The sequence below is a fragment of the Kordiimonas sp. genome, from assembly GCF_048260245.1.
GTDB lineage: Bacteria > Pseudomonadota > Alphaproteobacteria > Sphingomonadales > Kordiimonadaceae > Kordiimonas.
Genome location: NZ_JBLXGZ010000005.1, coordinates 86,059 through 101,302 on the forward strand (window position 1 = coordinate 86,059; position 15,244 = coordinate 101,302).

The 15,244-nt window shown below is 54.4% G+C and carries 13 protein-coding genes; all 13 read right to left on the reverse strand.

The genetic code is table 11. The features are described from left to right. Positions 1-10: 10 nt before the first annotated feature. A complete protein-coding gene (locus ACN0VM_RS04520) occupies positions 11-1,720 on the reverse strand; it encodes a long-chain-fatty-acid--CoA ligase (RefSeq protein ID WP_417449656.1) in 1,710 nt (569 codons plus the stop codon). A gap of 34 nt (positions 1,721-1,754) precedes the next feature. Next, positions 1,755-2,822, reverse strand: coding sequence for a patatin-like phospholipase family protein (locus ACN0VM_RS04525; RefSeq protein WP_417449657.1), 1,068 nt, complete (start codon positions 2,820-2,822; stop codon positions 1,755-1,757). 104 nt (positions 2,823-2,926) lie between these two features. Further along, complete coding sequence (locus ACN0VM_RS04530; protein WP_417449658.1) at positions 2,927-4,243, reverse strand: NDP-hexose 2,3-dehydratase family protein; 1,317 nt, start codon at positions 4,241-4,243, stop codon at positions 2,927-2,929. Further along, complete coding sequence (locus tag ACN0VM_RS04535; protein WP_417449659.1) at positions 4,230-5,300, reverse strand: glycosyltransferase family 2 protein; 1,071 nt, start codon at positions 5,298-5,300, stop codon at positions 4,230-4,232. The genes ACN0VM_RS04530 and ACN0VM_RS04535 overlap by 14 nt, the downstream gene beginning before the upstream one ends. An 87-nt stretch (positions 5,301-5,387) precedes the next feature. Next, positions 5,388-6,362 carry an NADPH:quinone oxidoreductase family protein gene (locus ACN0VM_RS04540; protein ID WP_417449719.1) on the reverse strand — a complete coding sequence of 325 codons (975 nt, stop codon included), beginning with the start codon at positions 6,360-6,362 and terminating at the stop codon, positions 5,388-5,390. Between the two features lie 77 nt (positions 6,363-6,439). Continuing rightward, complete coding sequence (locus ACN0VM_RS04545) at positions 6,440-7,621, reverse strand: acetyl-CoA C-acyltransferase (RefSeq protein ID WP_417449660.1); 1,182 nt, start codon at positions 7,619-7,621, stop codon at positions 6,440-6,442. Positions 7,622-7,632: 11 nt separating this feature from the next. Next, positions 7,633-8,553 carry an SDR family NAD(P)-dependent oxidoreductase gene (locus tag ACN0VM_RS04550; RefSeq protein ID WP_417449661.1) on the reverse strand — a complete coding sequence of 307 codons (921 nt, stop codon included), beginning with the start codon at positions 8,551-8,553 and terminating at the stop codon, positions 7,633-7,635. A gap of 34 nt (positions 8,554-8,587) precedes the next feature. After that, a complete protein-coding gene (locus ACN0VM_RS04555) occupies positions 8,588-9,052 on the reverse strand; it encodes a MaoC family dehydratase (protein WP_417449662.1) in 465 nt (154 codons plus the stop codon). Positions 9,053-9,084: 32 nt separating this feature from the next. Beyond that, the gene (locus ACN0VM_RS04560) at positions 9,085-9,873 is read right to left on the reverse strand and encodes an SDR family oxidoreductase (protein WP_417449663.1); all 789 of its coding nucleotides are present in this window, start codon (positions 9,871-9,873) and stop codon (positions 9,085-9,087) included. A gap of 9 nt (positions 9,874-9,882) precedes the next feature. Then, the gene (locus ACN0VM_RS04565) at positions 9,883-11,118 is read right to left on the reverse strand and encodes an acyl-CoA dehydrogenase family protein (RefSeq protein ID WP_417449664.1); all 1,236 of its coding nucleotides are present in this window, start codon (positions 11,116-11,118) and stop codon (positions 9,883-9,885) included. 14 nt (positions 11,119-11,132) lie between these two features. Beyond that, the gene (locus ACN0VM_RS04570; protein ID WP_417449665.1) at positions 11,133-12,869 is read right to left on the reverse strand and encodes a class I adenylate-forming enzyme family protein; all 1,737 of its coding nucleotides are present in this window, start codon (positions 12,867-12,869) and stop codon (positions 11,133-11,135) included. 8 nt (positions 12,870-12,877) lie between these two features. After that, entirely contained in the window at positions 12,878-14,014 is a 1,137-nt protein-coding gene (locus tag ACN0VM_RS04575; RefSeq protein ID WP_417449666.1) for an acyl-CoA dehydrogenase family protein, read from the reverse strand. Between the two features lie 14 nt (positions 14,015-14,028). Then, positions 14,029-15,195 carry an acyl-CoA dehydrogenase family protein gene (locus tag ACN0VM_RS04580; RefSeq protein ID WP_417449667.1) on the reverse strand — a complete coding sequence of 389 codons (1,167 nt, stop codon included), beginning with the start codon at positions 15,193-15,195 and terminating at the stop codon, positions 14,029-14,031. Positions 15,196-15,244: the final 49 nt, after the last annotated feature.

Genomic DNA, 15,244 nt, shown 5'->3' on the forward strand with positions numbered 1-15,244 from the left:
GGCTCCGGAGTCAATTGCCTTCGGCATCCGCGCGGGCCATGCCCCTCAACTCACGGCGCAGAACCTTACCGACCGGAGACTTGGGCAATTCATTTATAAAACATATGGTTTTGGGAACCTTATACCCGGTCATGTGCTCACGGCAATGGGCGATAACCTCACTCTCTGTCAGACTCTCGTCCCGCTTGACGATATAGGCCACGACTTTTTCACCACTTTCCAGGTCTGGTGCGCCAACCACAGCTGCCTCAGCGACTTTGTCGAAACGTGTCAGCACATCCTCAATGTCAGTCGGGAAAACATTAAAGCCCGAGACAATGACCATGTCCTTCTTTCGGTCTACAATTGCAAGATACCCTTCATCATCAACGACGGCCACATCACCGGTCATCAACCAGCCACCCTCCACGATTGTGCTGGAGGTCGCATCCGGATTATTAAGATAACCACGCATGATCTGCGGGCCGCGTATCCAAAGTTCACCCGGTTGCCCGCTAGGGACCTCATTGCCCTCGTCATCCACAATGCGGATTTCCGTACCCGGAATGGGAATACCACAGGTTCCGCGCTTTGGCGGCCGGTTTAGCGGCATCGACGAAACGACACAGGTACCTTCCGTCAGGCCATAACCCTCATAAATAGACGCGCCCGTCAATTCTTCCCAGCGCTGCGCTGTCGCAGGTTGCAACGGGGCCGCTCCAGAGAAACAATAACGCAGTGTTTTAGGCGGGTTGCTCACGAACCATTCTTCCTGCATGAGACCCAAATAAAGCGTATTGACGCCAGGCATCACCGTAATATCGAATTTCTCAAACACCGGCTTCAGGTTCGACAACGGCCGCGGCACAGGCACCAGAACCACATGCACGCCCGTATACATGCTGTTCAACATACCCACAGCCAAGGCATAAACATGATAGAGAGGCAACACCAGCAGCAGACTTTCGGCGTCGCCTCGTTCGATGCCGTCATCGCGCTTGTTGGCTTGTGAAATATTGCCCACGACATTGCCGTGCGTCAGTTCTGCACCTTTACTACGCCCTGTCGTACCGCCCGTGTACTGGAAGATAGCCACGTCAGAATGATTTTTACCTGCCTGATACGCACTCACACTGACACCGCGAGCCATATGTTTCATGCCAGCCTTAAGCACATCCGAGAGAGTCCCCGCGACTGGCGCATTCAAGGGCGGTACTGCCTTTTTGAGATACTTGAGTGCAAAACCGAGCAGTGCCCTCTGCACCTTTGGGAAAAGATCCACAAGAGATAATGTGTAAACCCGATCAACTGACGTTCCCTCAATGGATTGTTTGATCCGATCACCAAAAACATCAATAACGAACCAGACCTTGGCTCCACTATCCCTCAGTTGGTGGTTGGTTTCCTCCGTTGTGTATAGCGGGTTGACGTTGGTAGCCACCAGACCGGCCTTGAAGATACCGAAAGCCAAAACCGGATATGCAAGTGTGTTGGGGCATTGGATAGCCACCACTTCTCCAGGCTTCAGCCCGAGGTCTTCTCGCAGGTAGGACGCAACGGCGTCAGACATCCTGCCGATATCTGCAAAACTCAGCGTATGCGAATGCCCGGTAGGCAAAATACAGCTTACAGACGGTTTTTCGCCATGTTCAGCAACACATTTATCCACCAGTTCTCCCAAATGAGAGGCCAGCATATCTTCTTCGGTGAACGTCACCTGATCCATTTTAGAACCTTCCATTATCACTCCTCTCCCCAAAAAAACCAGACGATGACTATGCCGTTACGGTTTCAAGCCTGTCCATGAGTGCGCCCGGTTTTTCGAGCAGTGTCGCATACTCATCGGCCAAGCGCTCACTCTCTCCCACCACCTGACGCCAATAAGTTCTGCGGTCAGTATCCGCCATATCAGTAAAGTTTTTCCTATCCGGAATACGGCCATGTGGCAGAGTAGCTACAAATTCGTCGCTCGGAGCCAAAATCAACTGCTGTTTCAGGACAGCGGGGCCTGCTCGCCTTGTCTTCCGCATTTTATCAAACCATCCCGGAGTCAGGTGGCCGTAGAAATGCGGATAAAGTACGATACCACTGTCATAGGACCACGGCACATCAAAATGATAGTCGATGACGCCCCCATCCCGGTAAACACCTTCCGGCGCACCCTCAATGTCACGCACGGGTTCAATAGCAAATGGTATGGAGCCGGATGCCATCAACGCATCATGCAGCGCCGTCGGACGCAACTTCACGTCGATACGGCCAAAATCCTGCCACACCGATGAGCACGCAACCCCGCGACCCGAATAAAATACAGCCCGCTTGAAAAACTTGCCCAACGCCGCGCGGCTGATGGCATTCATAGAGGCCGCAGCCAATAAGCCAGCCCCTTCCACCACCAAAGTTTCGCTCGCGGTTGGGCCTTCGCACCGTACCGCAACAATGTTGAGGTTCCGTCGCGGGTTGCCAACAATGGCATCTCGCACCTCGGGCCCCATTATTTTTTCCAGAATTCTGTATGAGGCCATACTAACAGCTTTCGGGCTGGCTCCGTCCTCGCTCCCGAAGCCGAAGTACGCCTCCTCAAAGCGTTCAAGCATAGGACCTGGGTCGGGATGACTGGCAATGGTCATGCGCCAGGCGCCGATAGAAGACCCCACCATGTCGATAGTCTGGTCTGCATTCATCAACCAGTCACCAAAAACAAAGCGGTCAAGCCCGCGCAAGACAAGCCATTTAGGCCCGCCTGAAGCGCCGACAACCATGCGTATCAGCGACGGAGTCAAGCCATGTTCTTCGATGCGTTCACGCGCTGTGCTCCCGGCAATAAGCCTCAAGGCCGGCATATGTTCCCCGATCGTTATCATTCCCACGTGGAATGGAAAATATACGGCTTGACGGCTTTTTCAAGACCAACCAGTCCAGAAATTTATTTACCGGGGGTGATCCATTAAATGAATGCCAGCAAGAGCGAGATGACCGAGCGCGCTTCGTTCGTCAATATTCCGGGGGCTGCACAGAGTTTTTCAACCTCCTGAAGGGTGACCCAGAAATTCTCAGTATCCTCAAAAACGCTATAGTTTGCAGGAATTTGCCGAATGCTATACACGCAACAGGCCCCCATGAACCTGCCCCCTTCGTCCGACTGTTCAACCTGAATCAGGGTTTCCCATTCCTGATGCTCAGCCAATGTGCGTAACCATTCAGGCTGAGTAACAACTGTTTCAAGCTTATGACTAGGGCCAAACTCAACCCCGCCCGTCAGCCCTACCTCATACGCCGGACGCAAGAGAAAGTGCAACACCCCATCGCGCTGCTGACAGAACAGCATTACTTCATCAGATGAAGTTGACAGAACAAGCGGCTGATCCCATTTATCTTTTTCCCTTTCAGGAGACGTTACGTGGTAATGCCGAACCTCAAGGGAGGACTCGCCGGCATCCGAAACTACGATAGACGTGTCTCCGAACCGCCACCCAGATAAAGCTTCCAAAGGCACGGTCTCAAGTTGCAGATCCATTGATAGTCGCAACTTGTCCAGCTTCTGTTGCGCGGTACCTACAATATCCCGTGACGATGTGTGCGCGTATGACCTTGAGAGCACGCGCTGTATCGGCATTGTACCGCCAAAGGCACCCTTTGGGTCGGCAAGATATTTCCATGGAGAGCAAACAATGACGGATCTGGCATCAGTATTGATTGCGAAATCAAGCGCCAGTGCGGCACGCATCTGCGCTGCCGAAAACCAGCAATATTGCTCATTCACCAGCGGCAAGTCACATGAAACGTCGCACAGCATGTTCCGGTTGAATTTTGTCAGAAACCGCGTTCCCTGCTCGGACTGCAGGCTATCACCGACAATACTAACGTCAGGTGCGGCGAAACATTCAAGATAATGTGTCGCTGCGCCCCCATGCTTGCGGGTGTAATTGCTATACGTTGCCTGCACGCTGGGCGCCAATTGCACAGTACCCACATTGCCAGGCTCAGCTTTGGCCTGCACAAGCCAGCGGTAGGCACCGCCGCTACCGGACACGATGAAACCAAGAATACCGATCTCGGGTTGGTTGATAATGGGCTGTGCAAAGGCACTCAATCCAGATGCCATGGACTTTCCAGCAATGCCCTGAACGGAGAAAAAGCCGCCCGTTTCATGAACCAGCCCCTTTTCTGTCAACCGCCACTCTCTGCTATCAGCAAAGCGGATTTCCTCAAAGCGCATCTGGCACGCAGCACGACGTTCTTCCAGCCACTTAAGCATCAGCATTCATTTTCCGCCAGCGTGCATCGGCCTGCAGCCTCGTTTTTGCGGTGTGCGCAATCGCTCGCCAATTTTCGTGGCGCGGCAGATCCTCGCCGGTTCGGCGCTTCAGCATCAAAGCCATGGCTTGCCCACGCCGCGTGCTCAGCATGGAACAAGCCTGAGCGTGTGCGTCCCAGCCAAATTCTTTGTAAAGTCGGGCGGTTTCCTTGGTCAGAAGGCCATCAAACACCCAAGCGCTATCTTTCATCTCATACTGGCGTCTGAGAAATGTCCACTTACGCTTACCGTCAAATGACCTCAGCTGTTTACCTATCAGCGACCTTAAATTTTTGCCCCCCTTCTCTTCCAACAATTTCAACCAAAATGCCCCTTCGCACTCAGCATTATTATCTTTATACCCACTCGCCGGACCAGATCCGCGCACCTTCTCCGCGTTACAATAAATGACAGATATTTCATCATCAAAATGGCAAGATACATCGGCACGCCAGGCTCTTAACACCCAGTCCTCAAGTGGCGTACGATATATTTGACTGGCCGGACGCCAAGCACCAACCGTCTTTAACAGGCTGCGCCTGACCACCCACGCCGAGACGGGTTCGAACAACACAGGCATATTCAAAAAGGCATCGGCGGCTGAACGCCCCAGCGGCGTTCGTTCCCAGGCCACAGGCAAGTTACGCGGCAACGCAGAAACCGTCAATGCGGCGCCCGCGGCGTAAAAATCCGTCTCACCAGTCTCTAACGTGCTTATCGCGCGCTGTAGGTGGTCGGGAAGCCAGATGTCATCATGGTTGGCAAAAGCGACATATTCTGTTTCGGCGGCGTAGAAACCTGCACTGTTAGGCCCCCCTTGCTCTCCGCAGCGCTCAGCCAAATTTAAATAGAAAATTCGCTCATCATTAAAAACTTCCATAGCCTCCTGTGTTTCAGGGGAGCACGCATCACCCACCACAAGCAGCAGCCAATCTTCGAATGTCTGGTGCAAAATGGAAGAAATAGTATTCTTCAAATGAAGTGGCCGGTCATATGTGGCCACCACAATCGTAACTGTGGCCATCTCAAAATCTCAAAGAAAGTAATTTATTTCGGCCACCTTATGGAGCGCCGCAGCACTCCACAAGTTTTATTAAACGCCTTCATGCTTTTAAGGCTTTAAAATAACTTTACCCTTGGCACGGCGCTCGGTCAGACAGGAAAAGGCTTCCACGGCCTCATCCAGGCTGAACACATCGTTGACAAGTGGGTCGATGATGCCGTCATCAAACATCTTGAACATGTCCATCATGTTTTGAACCTGCAAACCTGGGTTTGCGCGCGCCCAGTTGCCCCAGAACACACCGACGATTGAGCATTGTTTGAGCAGACACAGGTTCAGTGGCGGCTTTGGGATATCGCCCGCAGCAAACCCGATCACCAAGAGACGCCCCCCTGGGGCCATGGTGCGCAAGGCGGCTTCGGTATAGTCACCGCCAACCGGGTCATAGATCACATCCACGCCCTTGCCGTCGGTTATTTCCTTTACCCGCGCTTTCAGATCTTCGCCTGAATAGTTGATGACATGGTGCGCACCGGCTTTCTTGCAGACTTCGAGCTTCTCGTCGCTGCTGGCCGCCGCAATCACAACCGCACCCATGGCTTTACCAAGCTCCACAGTGGCGAGACCCACACCACCAGCCGCGCCCAGTACCAACAGCGTTTCACCTTTCTGGATGTTCGCCCGCTGCTTCAGGGCATGATAGCTTGTGGCATAGGTAATCGTGAAGCCAGCAGCCACTTCGAATGGCATCTTCTCCGGCATCGGTACCAGCGTTTTGGCTGGCGCCGCGATTTTCTCAGCAAACGCGCCCGTCTGGTTGAAGAAGATCACCCGGTCGCCGACCTTGACGTTCGTAACCCCTTCACCCAACTCATCAACAACACCCGCACCTTCGCCACCCGGCGTGAACGGCAGCTCGGCCTTAAACTGATATTTGCCCGCCACCATCAGCACATCAGGAAAGTTAAGCCCTGCAGCCTTGACGTCTATCAGCACCTCGCCCTTACCCGGCTTTGGCGTGTCGACGTCTTCAACTGTCAGTCCCGTGTGTGACCCAAGAGCGTTACACCTTACTGCTTTCATCATCTCTCTCCCTTGAAACATTTGGGGCGAGCTGAGCCATTGCCCTAGCCCGCCCCACAAAGCTTTACCGGTTACGATCAGGCAACTTCGAAGAGGCCTGCCGCCCCCATGCCACCGCCAACACACATGGTGCAGACCACATATTTTGCACCGCGGCGCTTGCCTTCGATAAGGGCATGACCCACCATACGTGCACCGGACATACCGTAAGGATGGCCGATAGAAATGGCCCCGCCGTTTACGTTCAGCAGGTCGTTCGGGATACCCAGTTTGTCACGGCAATAAAGCACCTGGACAGCAAAGGCCTCGTTAAGCTCCCAAAGGCCGATATCATCCATCTTGAGGCCATTGGCTTTCAAAAGCTTAGGGATGGCATACACCGGACCAATACCCATCTCGTCAGGCTCAAGGCCCGCAACGGCGATACCACGGTAATAACCCAGTGGGCTAAGACCGCGTTTTTCAGCTTCCCTGGCATCCATGACAACAGACGCCGACGAGCCGTCGGAAAGCTGGCTGGCGTTACCTGCTGTGATGGTGCCGCCTTCAATAACCGTCTTCAGACCAGAAAGGCCTTCAAGCGTCGTCTCCGGGCGGTTGCCCTCATCTTTTTCAAGAGTGACGTCGTGGAAGGTCATTTCCTTCGTTTCTTTGTTCACCTGCACCATTTTGGTGGAAATGGGCACGATCTCGTCATCAAACTTGCCCGCCTGCTGTGCAGCAGCTGTACGCTGCTGAGACTGCAGGCTGTATTCATCCATCGCGTCACGGCTGATGCCATAGCGCTCCGCCACGATTTCAGCGGTTTGCAGCATCGGCATGTAAGTATTCGGATGCATTTCAACCAGGCTTTTATCAACCGCCTGCCAGCGGTTCATATGCTCATTCTGAACCACGGAAATACTGTCGAGGCCCGCGCCTACAACGATGTCCATGCCGTCATACATAACCTGTTTGGCCGCGGTTGCGATTGCCATCATACCGCTGGAGCACTGGCGGTCGATGGTCATGCCGGACACGCTGACCGGTAGCCCAGCGCGTAGCGCTGCAAGGCGTCCGATATTTGGCCCCGAGGAACCTTGTGTCAGCGCACAACCCATGATCACATCGTCAATTTCACCACCTTCAAGACCGGCACGCTCAACTGCATGTTTGATCGAATGTGCACCAAGGCTTGGCGAAAGCGTGGCATTCAAGGAGCCCCGATAGGCTTTACCGATCGGCGTCCGCGCTGTTGATACAATTACTGCTTCCCGCATTACTTTGCTCCTTAACCCATTTTGATGCCGAGCGCTGCTGCGGCTTTTCCGATAAATTTCATTGATTGCTGCCCACCTTGCACCAACTCCTGTTGGCCTTCGGCAATATTGATGTCGGCCATCTGAGCACGCACATTTTCAGGCGTCTGTTCATCCGGCTTTAGGTAAATGCCGTCTGTCTCATACACCACAGCACGCGCATAACCGCCAGCACCCGCCGCGAGAATCGTGCGGTTCGGTGCATCATCATCACACAGCGTGATCAGCCCGGCCGTCACCGATTCCGGTGTCGAGAGCTTGAGCGCCGCTTCAGGCAACAGCCCTTCGGTCATGCGTGTTGCGGCCATAGGTGCGAGACAATTGGTGCGAATGTTATATTTCGCGCCTTCAAGGCACAGTGTGTTCATGAAACCAACAACCGCCATTTTGGCCGCACCATAGTTTGACTGGCCAAAGTTACCATAAAGGCCGGAGGAGGATGTGGTCATGACAATGCGGCCATAGCCTTGCTCGCGCATGATTTCCCACACAGCTTTGGTACATACGACTGCGCCCATGAGGTGAACCTGAACAACAAAGTTGAAGTCTTCCACGCTCATTTTAGCAAAGGTCTTGTCACGCAGCACACCAGCGTTGTTTACCAGAACGTCGATACGGCCCCATTTTTCCATGGTTTTCGCTACCATGTCGGCAACCTGTTCTTCGTTGGTCACATTGGCACCATGGGCAAAAGCCTCACCGCCTGCGTCTATGATCTCCTTAACCACGGCTTCCGCTGCCTCGCTGGAGCCGCCCACGCCATGCACGTCACCGCCAAGATCGTTTACTACAACCTTGGCGCCGCGGCGCGCCAGTTCAAGCGCATGCGTGCGCCCAAGACCACCACCAGCACCGGTTACTATTGCAACCCGATCATCAAAGCGAATGCTCATCTCACTCTCCACAATTATCTAATAAATTAAACGCTTAACCGGCCAACACCTGCATGGTCAACCATTCGGCGATCAATGCCGGGCGCTCTTCACCTTTAATTTCCATGGTCAGCTCCGTCTTGAGAAGAAAGCGATTGCCCGGCTTCTCTGAAACGCTCAGAAGCTTTGACCGTGCGCGAATTTCGCTGTTCACTTTCACCGGGCTCATAAATCGAACTTTATCGGAACCATAATTGATGCCCATCACGGCCCCCTCAAGACCAATAGCTGCATCAGCCATCAGGTAAGGGGCCATCGACAGCGTCAGAAAACCGTGCGCGATGGTTGTACCAAATGGGGTTTTCGCCGCCTTTTCCGGGTCAACGTGGATGAACTGGTGGTCAAGGGTCACGTCGGCAAACGCGTTGATGCGTTCCTGATCGATCTTGAACCAGTCGGACACGCCGGTTTCTTTGCCAATGTAATCCTGAATATCATCTTTATTTACGGTGATCGCCATTGTTCAGTTCCTACTCTCGAATTGTTTCAAGCTTAAGGTAGCGCGGAAACGCCGCCGTCAAGCGGAATAATACCGCCGGTAATATAACTGCCTGCGCGCGAACACAGCATAATCAGCACCCCGGCTACGTCTTCAGGCTCACCGCAGCGATGCAGCGGCACCCTTTCTTCGGCAGCGCGCCTGCGTTCCTCATTGTCGGTCACAAAAGCCATCATGCGGCTGGGGAACGGCCCCGGCGCGATCGCGTTGACAGTGACGTGAAATTTCGCAAGCTCGTTTGAGAGCATTTTGGTCAGATGGTGGACGGCCGCCTTTGACGCACCATAGGAATAAGCGCTGTTGGACACGGGCCGTGTACCAACAACAGAGCCCAGGTTGACCACCCGCGCCGGTTCTTCCTTGGTGCCCGCTTTTTTAAGAAGCGGCAGCACAAGCCGCGTGAGGTCCGCCACGGCGGTAACGTTGAGGCGGAAAACATCGTCCCACTTCTGGCGCGGGAAGTCCTCAAACGGCGCGCCCCACGTCATGCCCGAGTTATTGACAAGGATATCCAGCTTGCCTTCGCGTGCTTCAATTTCTTTCGCCAGCCCTTCGGTGCCTTCAGCCGTCGACAAGTCCGCCTGCAAGGCAATCACTTCGCCGGGTCCTACTGCGTTCAGCTCATGGGCGACATCCTCGCAGCTCGCCAACCGGCGAGAGGCGATATAGACCTTACACCCCGCCCGCACGAGCGCTTCGGTTGCCATTGCCCCAATACCGGAGCCGCCGCCGGTGACAAGGGCAACCTTGCCACCGATCTGGTATAATGTTGAAAGGTCCATGGTCAGGCCCTAAACGCTATTGGTGCGGTACTTTTTGAGCTCGGTTCGCGCAATCACCATACGGTGCACGGCATCCGGCCCATCGGCGAAACGCAGTGTACGCTGGCCGTGCCACATGGCCGCAAGAGGGAAGTCCTGACTGATACCCTGCCCGCCGTGCATTTGCATCGCTTCATCAATCACTTTCAGCGCCATACGCGGTGCGACAACCTTGATCTGGCTGATGTACGGCTGTGCAGCTTGTGTGCCGATAGTATCCATCATATGCGCGGCTTTAAGGCACAGCAGTCGCGCCATCTCGATCTCGATCCGCGCTTCCGCGATAATGTCATAGTTGGCACCAAGCTTGACCAGTGTCTTACCGAACGCTTCTTTCGAAAGGGACCGTTTGATCAACAGCTCAAGTGCGCGTTCAGCCGCCCCGATGGAGCGCATACAGTGGTGGATACGGCCAGGGCCCAAGCGGCCTTGGGATACTTCAAAACCGCGACCTGTTCCCAGTACAAGGTTTTCCTTCGGTACGCGCACATCTGTGAAACGAATGTGCATATGGCCATGCGGGGCATCGTCGTGGCCGAACACCATCATCGGGCGCAAAATTTCAATGCCCGGCGTGCCTGCTTCAACAAGGATCATGCTGTGCTGGCTCTTGCGCGGTGCATCCGGGTCTGTGCGCACCATGGTGACATACACAGCGCAGCGCGGGTCGCCGGCGCCAGACGCCCAGTATTTTTCCCCGTTCAGCACGTACTCGTCGCCGTCCAGCACTGCACTCATGGAAATATTGGTCGCGTCCGATGACGCCACCTCTGGCTCCGTCATCAGGTAGGCAGAACGAATTTTGCCTTCCAGCAACGGCTTGAGCCACTTTTCCTTATGTTCGTCAGTGCCGTAGCGCTCGATCACTTCCATGTTGCCGGTGTCGGGCGCGGAGCAGTTAAAGCTTTCCGCCGCCAGGTGAGAGCGACCCATTTCTTCCGCCAAATAAGCATATTCAACAGTCGTGAGGCCAAAACCGGAATCAGAGCCCGTCAGCCAGAAGTTCCAAAGCCCTGCTTTTTTGGCTTTCGCCTTCAGGTCTTCCAGAATTTCTGTCATGCGCGGCGTAAATTCGAACCGGTTGCCTGTACTGCCGACCTCGTGGTGATATTCGTCTTCAACCGGCACAACGTGCTCATCGATGAAGTCGCGAACCCTGTCCCGCAGTTCCTGGCCCCGTTTTGTTAATCCCAAATCCATGGACATGCTCGTTTCCCTTCTTACTGCTGTTCGGACCGCCAGCGGTCCCGGTACATTGTTTTGATTCCGTTACGATCAATTTTACCCGAGGCAATCATCGGTAACGGTTCATTTGTGATCCAGATTTTTTCGGGCACCTTGAATAGCGCCAGATGTTTGGCTACTTCCCCCTTCAGAGCATCCTCAGAGAGTTCACCGTCAGTGGAAACCACAGCGCCAACCAGTTCGCCCAGGCGTTCATCGGGCAGGCTGAACACCGCCACATCCTGAACGCCGGTAATGCCGTGCAGCACACCTTCGACTTCAAGTGTGGAAATATTTTCACCACCGCGAATAATGATCTCTTTGAGCCGATCAACAATATAGATGTAGCCCTCTTCATCGAGATAACCAATATCGCCGGAATGAAACCAGCCGTCGCGAAACGCGCGGGCGGTCGCAGCCGGATTGTCCCAATATTCGCGAATATTGGTTACGCTTTTGATGCATATCTCGCCAGCCTGCCCGGTTGGCAATTCCTTACCTGTCGCAGGGCTTAAAATCTTGACATGAATAAGCGGTGGCGTGGCCTTACCCGTGCTTGTTGGGTGCTCGACATATTCATCTGCCGACAGAACCGCCGTGAGCGAGTTGGTTTCTGTCAGGCCATAGCCAATGCCCGGGCTGGAGTCAGGGAAGGCTTCCTTGATAAGTTTGACGTGCTCAGGCGGGCGCGCCGCACCACCACCGCCAAGGTCCTGAAGCGTCGACAGGTCGTATTTATGCCTGAGCGGCGATGTAGCCATTTCAAACGACATGGCCGGCACGCCTGTCATACCGGTAACACCTTCGGCTTCAATGAGCTTGAAAGCTTCTTCCACATCCCATTTATGCATAAGCACAAGCTTGCGCCCAAGCGTGGCAGACACCAGCAACACCGGCAATAGGCCGGTAACGTGGAAAAACGGCACAGTAGCCAGCATAACTGGCTGAAATTCCGGGTCCGGATTAAGACGCCCCAGCATCTTGAGTGACAAAGCGATACAAACCCAGTTCATCAGTACAGACACAACCGCCCGGTGGGTGGACAAAGCCCCCTTCGGAAAGCCAGTGGAGCCTGAGGTATAGAGCATCATGGCATCATCTTCGTGCCCGAGCTCAACCGACGGCCAGACCATCGGCTTTTTACCCGCGAGGCTTTCAGTAAATGAGGACAACCCAGGGCCGGCCTCATACGCATCCCGCGCGATAATAATCTGGAGGTCGCCCCTGCCCAAAAGTGGCTTCATACGCTCCGCGCGCGGTGCATCGGTCACGGCTACACGCGCACCACAGTTTTCCATCGCCCAAGCAACTTCTTCGTCGGTCCACCAGGCGTTCATCAGCACCGCTATACCGCCTGCCGCAATGATACCCATATAGGCGATCGGCCATTCGGGATAATTGCGCATGGACAGGGCGACCCGATCCCCCTTCTTGACGCCATAGTCTTCCGCGAGGGCCTGTGAAAACTGCGACGCCATGGCGACCGCTTGGGCGTATGTGTAACGGTCTTCGCCGTAAACAAGAAATTCCTTGTCTGCATGCCCCAGGAACATCATGAAGGCGTCCCTCAGGCTGGGCGGCTGGTTGAGAAAGGCGGTGTGTTTTATACCGTCAATTTCAATTTCGCCCGTGGTAAACGGCGTTCCCGGCTTCGTAAGCAGGCCGATGACCTGATCAAGCGGGGTGTCCGGATCGACACTGGGTAGCTCTAAGCTGTCAAATACACTTGCCATACTGCGTCTCAATAACCGGAACAGCGGGCAAAACGGTCCGCATGATAGTTGAAGTCACCGTATAGATGCTGAAGCACCCGCGCACGCTTGATATAAAAGCCCATATCAAATTCGTCGGTCATGCCGATACCACCGTGCATCTGGATGGCCTCATTGGTGGCAAGTTCTGCAGTTTTACTGGCTTTTGCCTTGGCAAGGCTGGCGAACCAAGCCACATTGCCGCCGGCGTCTGCCACCTGCAGCGCCTTAAGGACCGCAGACCGTGTGACCTCGATCTCGCTATAGAGCTGCGCCGCGCGGTGCTGCAACGCCTGAAACGACCCAATTGGCACGCCAAACTGTTTGCGTTCCTTCAGGTATTCCACCGTTTCATCAAAACAGTGCTGGGCAATGCCCAGTAGCTCCGCCGCGACAACGATCCGCGCGCGATCCAATGCGCTGTCTAGCGCGGCAAACACTTTCCCCTCTTCCCCCAGCAAAGCGTCCGCACCGACAGTTACACCTTCAAAGGTCAGCTTGGCCCAGTTGCGGCTGTCCACCGACACAGTGCGATCGGTGATCAACCCGGAGGCGGTACCCTCCACAAGAAACAGGCTCAGCCCGTCAGTGTCCCCAGCCGCACCACTTGTACGGGCCAGCACAATCACCTTGTCGGCCACGTGCCCTTCCGGAACAAATGTCTTCATGCCGCTCAGCTTATAGCCGTCGCCTGACTTTTCTGCCTTCAGTGCGGTGTCCTCCGGCGCATGACGGCTGCTTTCATCCACAGCGAGGGTTACGATAAGCTCACCAGCAGCGATGGCTGGCAAAAGCGCGCCTTTCTGGCCCTCGCTTCCCGCAGCTTTGATAACGGAAGCCGCCACCACACCGCTCGCCAGATATGGCGATGCTGAAAGCGTTTTACCCATGGCTTCCGCGACGATACCTGCACCGACGCAGCCAAAAGCCGTGCCGCCGTGGTCTTCTTCGATCAGGAGGCCCGCGAAGCCCATTTCGGACATTTCATTCCACAGCTCTTTGGAAAAGCCCGTCTCGTCAGCGTCGTCACGCAATTTACGGAGTTGGCTGACCGGCGCCTTTTCCTTGAGAAACCCCTCAGCAGATTCTTTGAGGAGCTGTTGTTCTTCATTGAGTACTAGTGCCATGATGTGTCTCCCCCTTAGCTTGGCAACCCAAGAATGCGTTTCGAAATAATATTGAGCTGCACTTCGGTGGTGCCGCCCTCAATCGAGTTACCCTTGGTGCGAAGCCACGTTCGGGCAATTTCGCCATTGTTGGAGAACTGGCCTTCCCACTCAAACGAGTCTGAACCATTGACCTTCACGATCAACTCATGACGGTCTTTGTTGAGTTCTGTGCCATATCCTTTGAGAAGCGATGAGAAAGCGCCCTGATCACCGCCGCTTTTGGCCGCGTCTTTAGCGCGCTCAAGTGTGAACATGAATGACGCTGCATCGATCTCATGCTCGGCAATCTGATGTCGCAACATGGTCACGGAAAGTTCGCCGTCCTTTGTGCCCAACTTGTCCTTCGCAAGCATATTCAGTGGCGTTGGCACACCCATGTCACCGATATTGCTGCGCTCGTGTGTCAGCAGATATTTCGCGATGGTCCAGCCTTTGTTTTCTTCACCCATGAGGTTTTTCTTGAGAACCTTCACGTCATCAAAAAATGTTTCACAGAAGGGGGAATTGCCCGAAATCAGTTTAATCGGCTTGGTCGATACACCCGGCGTTTCCATATCAAACAGCACAAAACTGATACCGTCATGCTTGACAGTGGTGTCGGTACGGATAAGGCAGAAAATCCAGTCCGCCTTGTCGGCGTATGATGTCCAGATTTTCTGGCCATTGATGATATAGTGGTCGCCGTGGTCCACGGCTTTGGTGGCCAGCGCGGCAAGGTCTGAGCCTGCGTTGGGTTCTGAGTAGCCCTGACACCAGCGGATTTCTCCGCGCGCAATTTTTGGCAGGTGTTCTTTCTTTTGTTCTTCCGTACCGAATTTGAGCAGCGCGGGACCAAGCATCCATATGCCAAAAGAAACCAAGGGCACGCGGGCATTCAGCCTCTTCATCTCGGTAGCGAGAATTTTTGCCTCGTCTTTGGTGAGGCCGCCGCCACCATATTCCTTGGGCCACGTTGGCACGGTCCAGCCACGTGCTGCCATACGTTCGAGCCATACTTTCTGATCTTCACTCTGAAACGTATATTTGCGCCCGCCCCAACAGAAATCCGCTTCGCCCTGCATGGGTGTGCGCATTGCCTTTGGACAGTTCTCTTCAAGCCATGCCCGCGTCTCGGCGCGGAACGCTTCCAAATTACTCATGGACCTTATCCCTCTCCAATTCTTTCCGGGCTTCCCTTACCCGAATATC

What these genes read in the sequence shown, in the direction of transcription:
- ACN0VM_RS04580 (WP_417449667.1), bottom strand. Translation starts at nt 15,195, where the DNA reads ATGAGTAATTTGGAAGCGTTCCGCGCCGAGACGCGGGCATGGCTTGAA.
- ACN0VM_RS04560 (WP_417449663.1), bottom strand. Translation starts at nt 9,873, where the DNA reads ATGGACCTTTCAACATTATACCAGATCGGTGGCAAGGTTGCCCTTGTC.
- ACN0VM_RS04550 (WP_417449661.1), bottom strand. Translation starts at nt 8,553, where the DNA reads ATGAGCATTCGCTTTGATGATCGGGTTGCAATAGTAACCGGTGCTGGT.
- ACN0VM_RS04530 (WP_417449658.1), bottom strand. Translation starts at nt 4,243, where the DNA reads ATGCTGATGCTTAAGTGGCTGGAAGAACGTCGTGCTGCGTGCCAGATG.
- ACN0VM_RS04520 (WP_417449656.1), bottom strand. Translation starts at nt 1,720, where the DNA reads ATGGAAGGTTCTAAAATGGATCAGGTGACGTTCACCGAAGAAGATATG.
- ACN0VM_RS04575 (WP_417449666.1), bottom strand. Translation starts at nt 14,014, where the DNA reads ATGGCACTAGTACTCAATGAAGAACAACAGCTCCTCAAAGAATCTGCT.
- ACN0VM_RS04545 (WP_417449660.1), bottom strand. Translation starts at nt 7,621, where the DNA reads ATGCGGGAAGCAGTAATTGTATCAACAGCGCGGACGCCGATCGGTAAA.
- ACN0VM_RS04535 (WP_417449659.1), bottom strand. Translation starts at nt 5,300, where the DNA reads ATGGCCACAGTTACGATTGTGGTGGCCACATATGACCGGCCACTTCAT.
- ACN0VM_RS04555 (WP_417449662.1), bottom strand. Translation starts at nt 9,052, where the DNA reads ATGGCGATCACCGTAAATAAAGATGATATTCAGGATTACATTGGCAAA.
- ACN0VM_RS04565 (WP_417449664.1), bottom strand. Translation starts at nt 11,118, where the DNA reads ATGTCCATGGATTTGGGATTAACAAAACGGGGCCAGGAACTGCGGGAC.
- ACN0VM_RS04540 (WP_417449719.1), bottom strand. Translation starts at nt 6,362, where the DNA reads ATGAAAGCAGTAAGGTGTAACGCTCTTGGGTCACACACGGGACTGACA.
- ACN0VM_RS04525 (WP_417449657.1), bottom strand. Translation starts at nt 2,822, where the DNA reads ATGCCGGCCTTGAGGCTTATTGCCGGGAGCACAGCGCGTGAACGCATC.
- ACN0VM_RS04570 (WP_417449665.1), bottom strand. Translation starts at nt 12,869, where the DNA reads ATGGCAAGTGTATTTGACAGCTTAGAGCTACCCAGTGTCGATCCGGAC.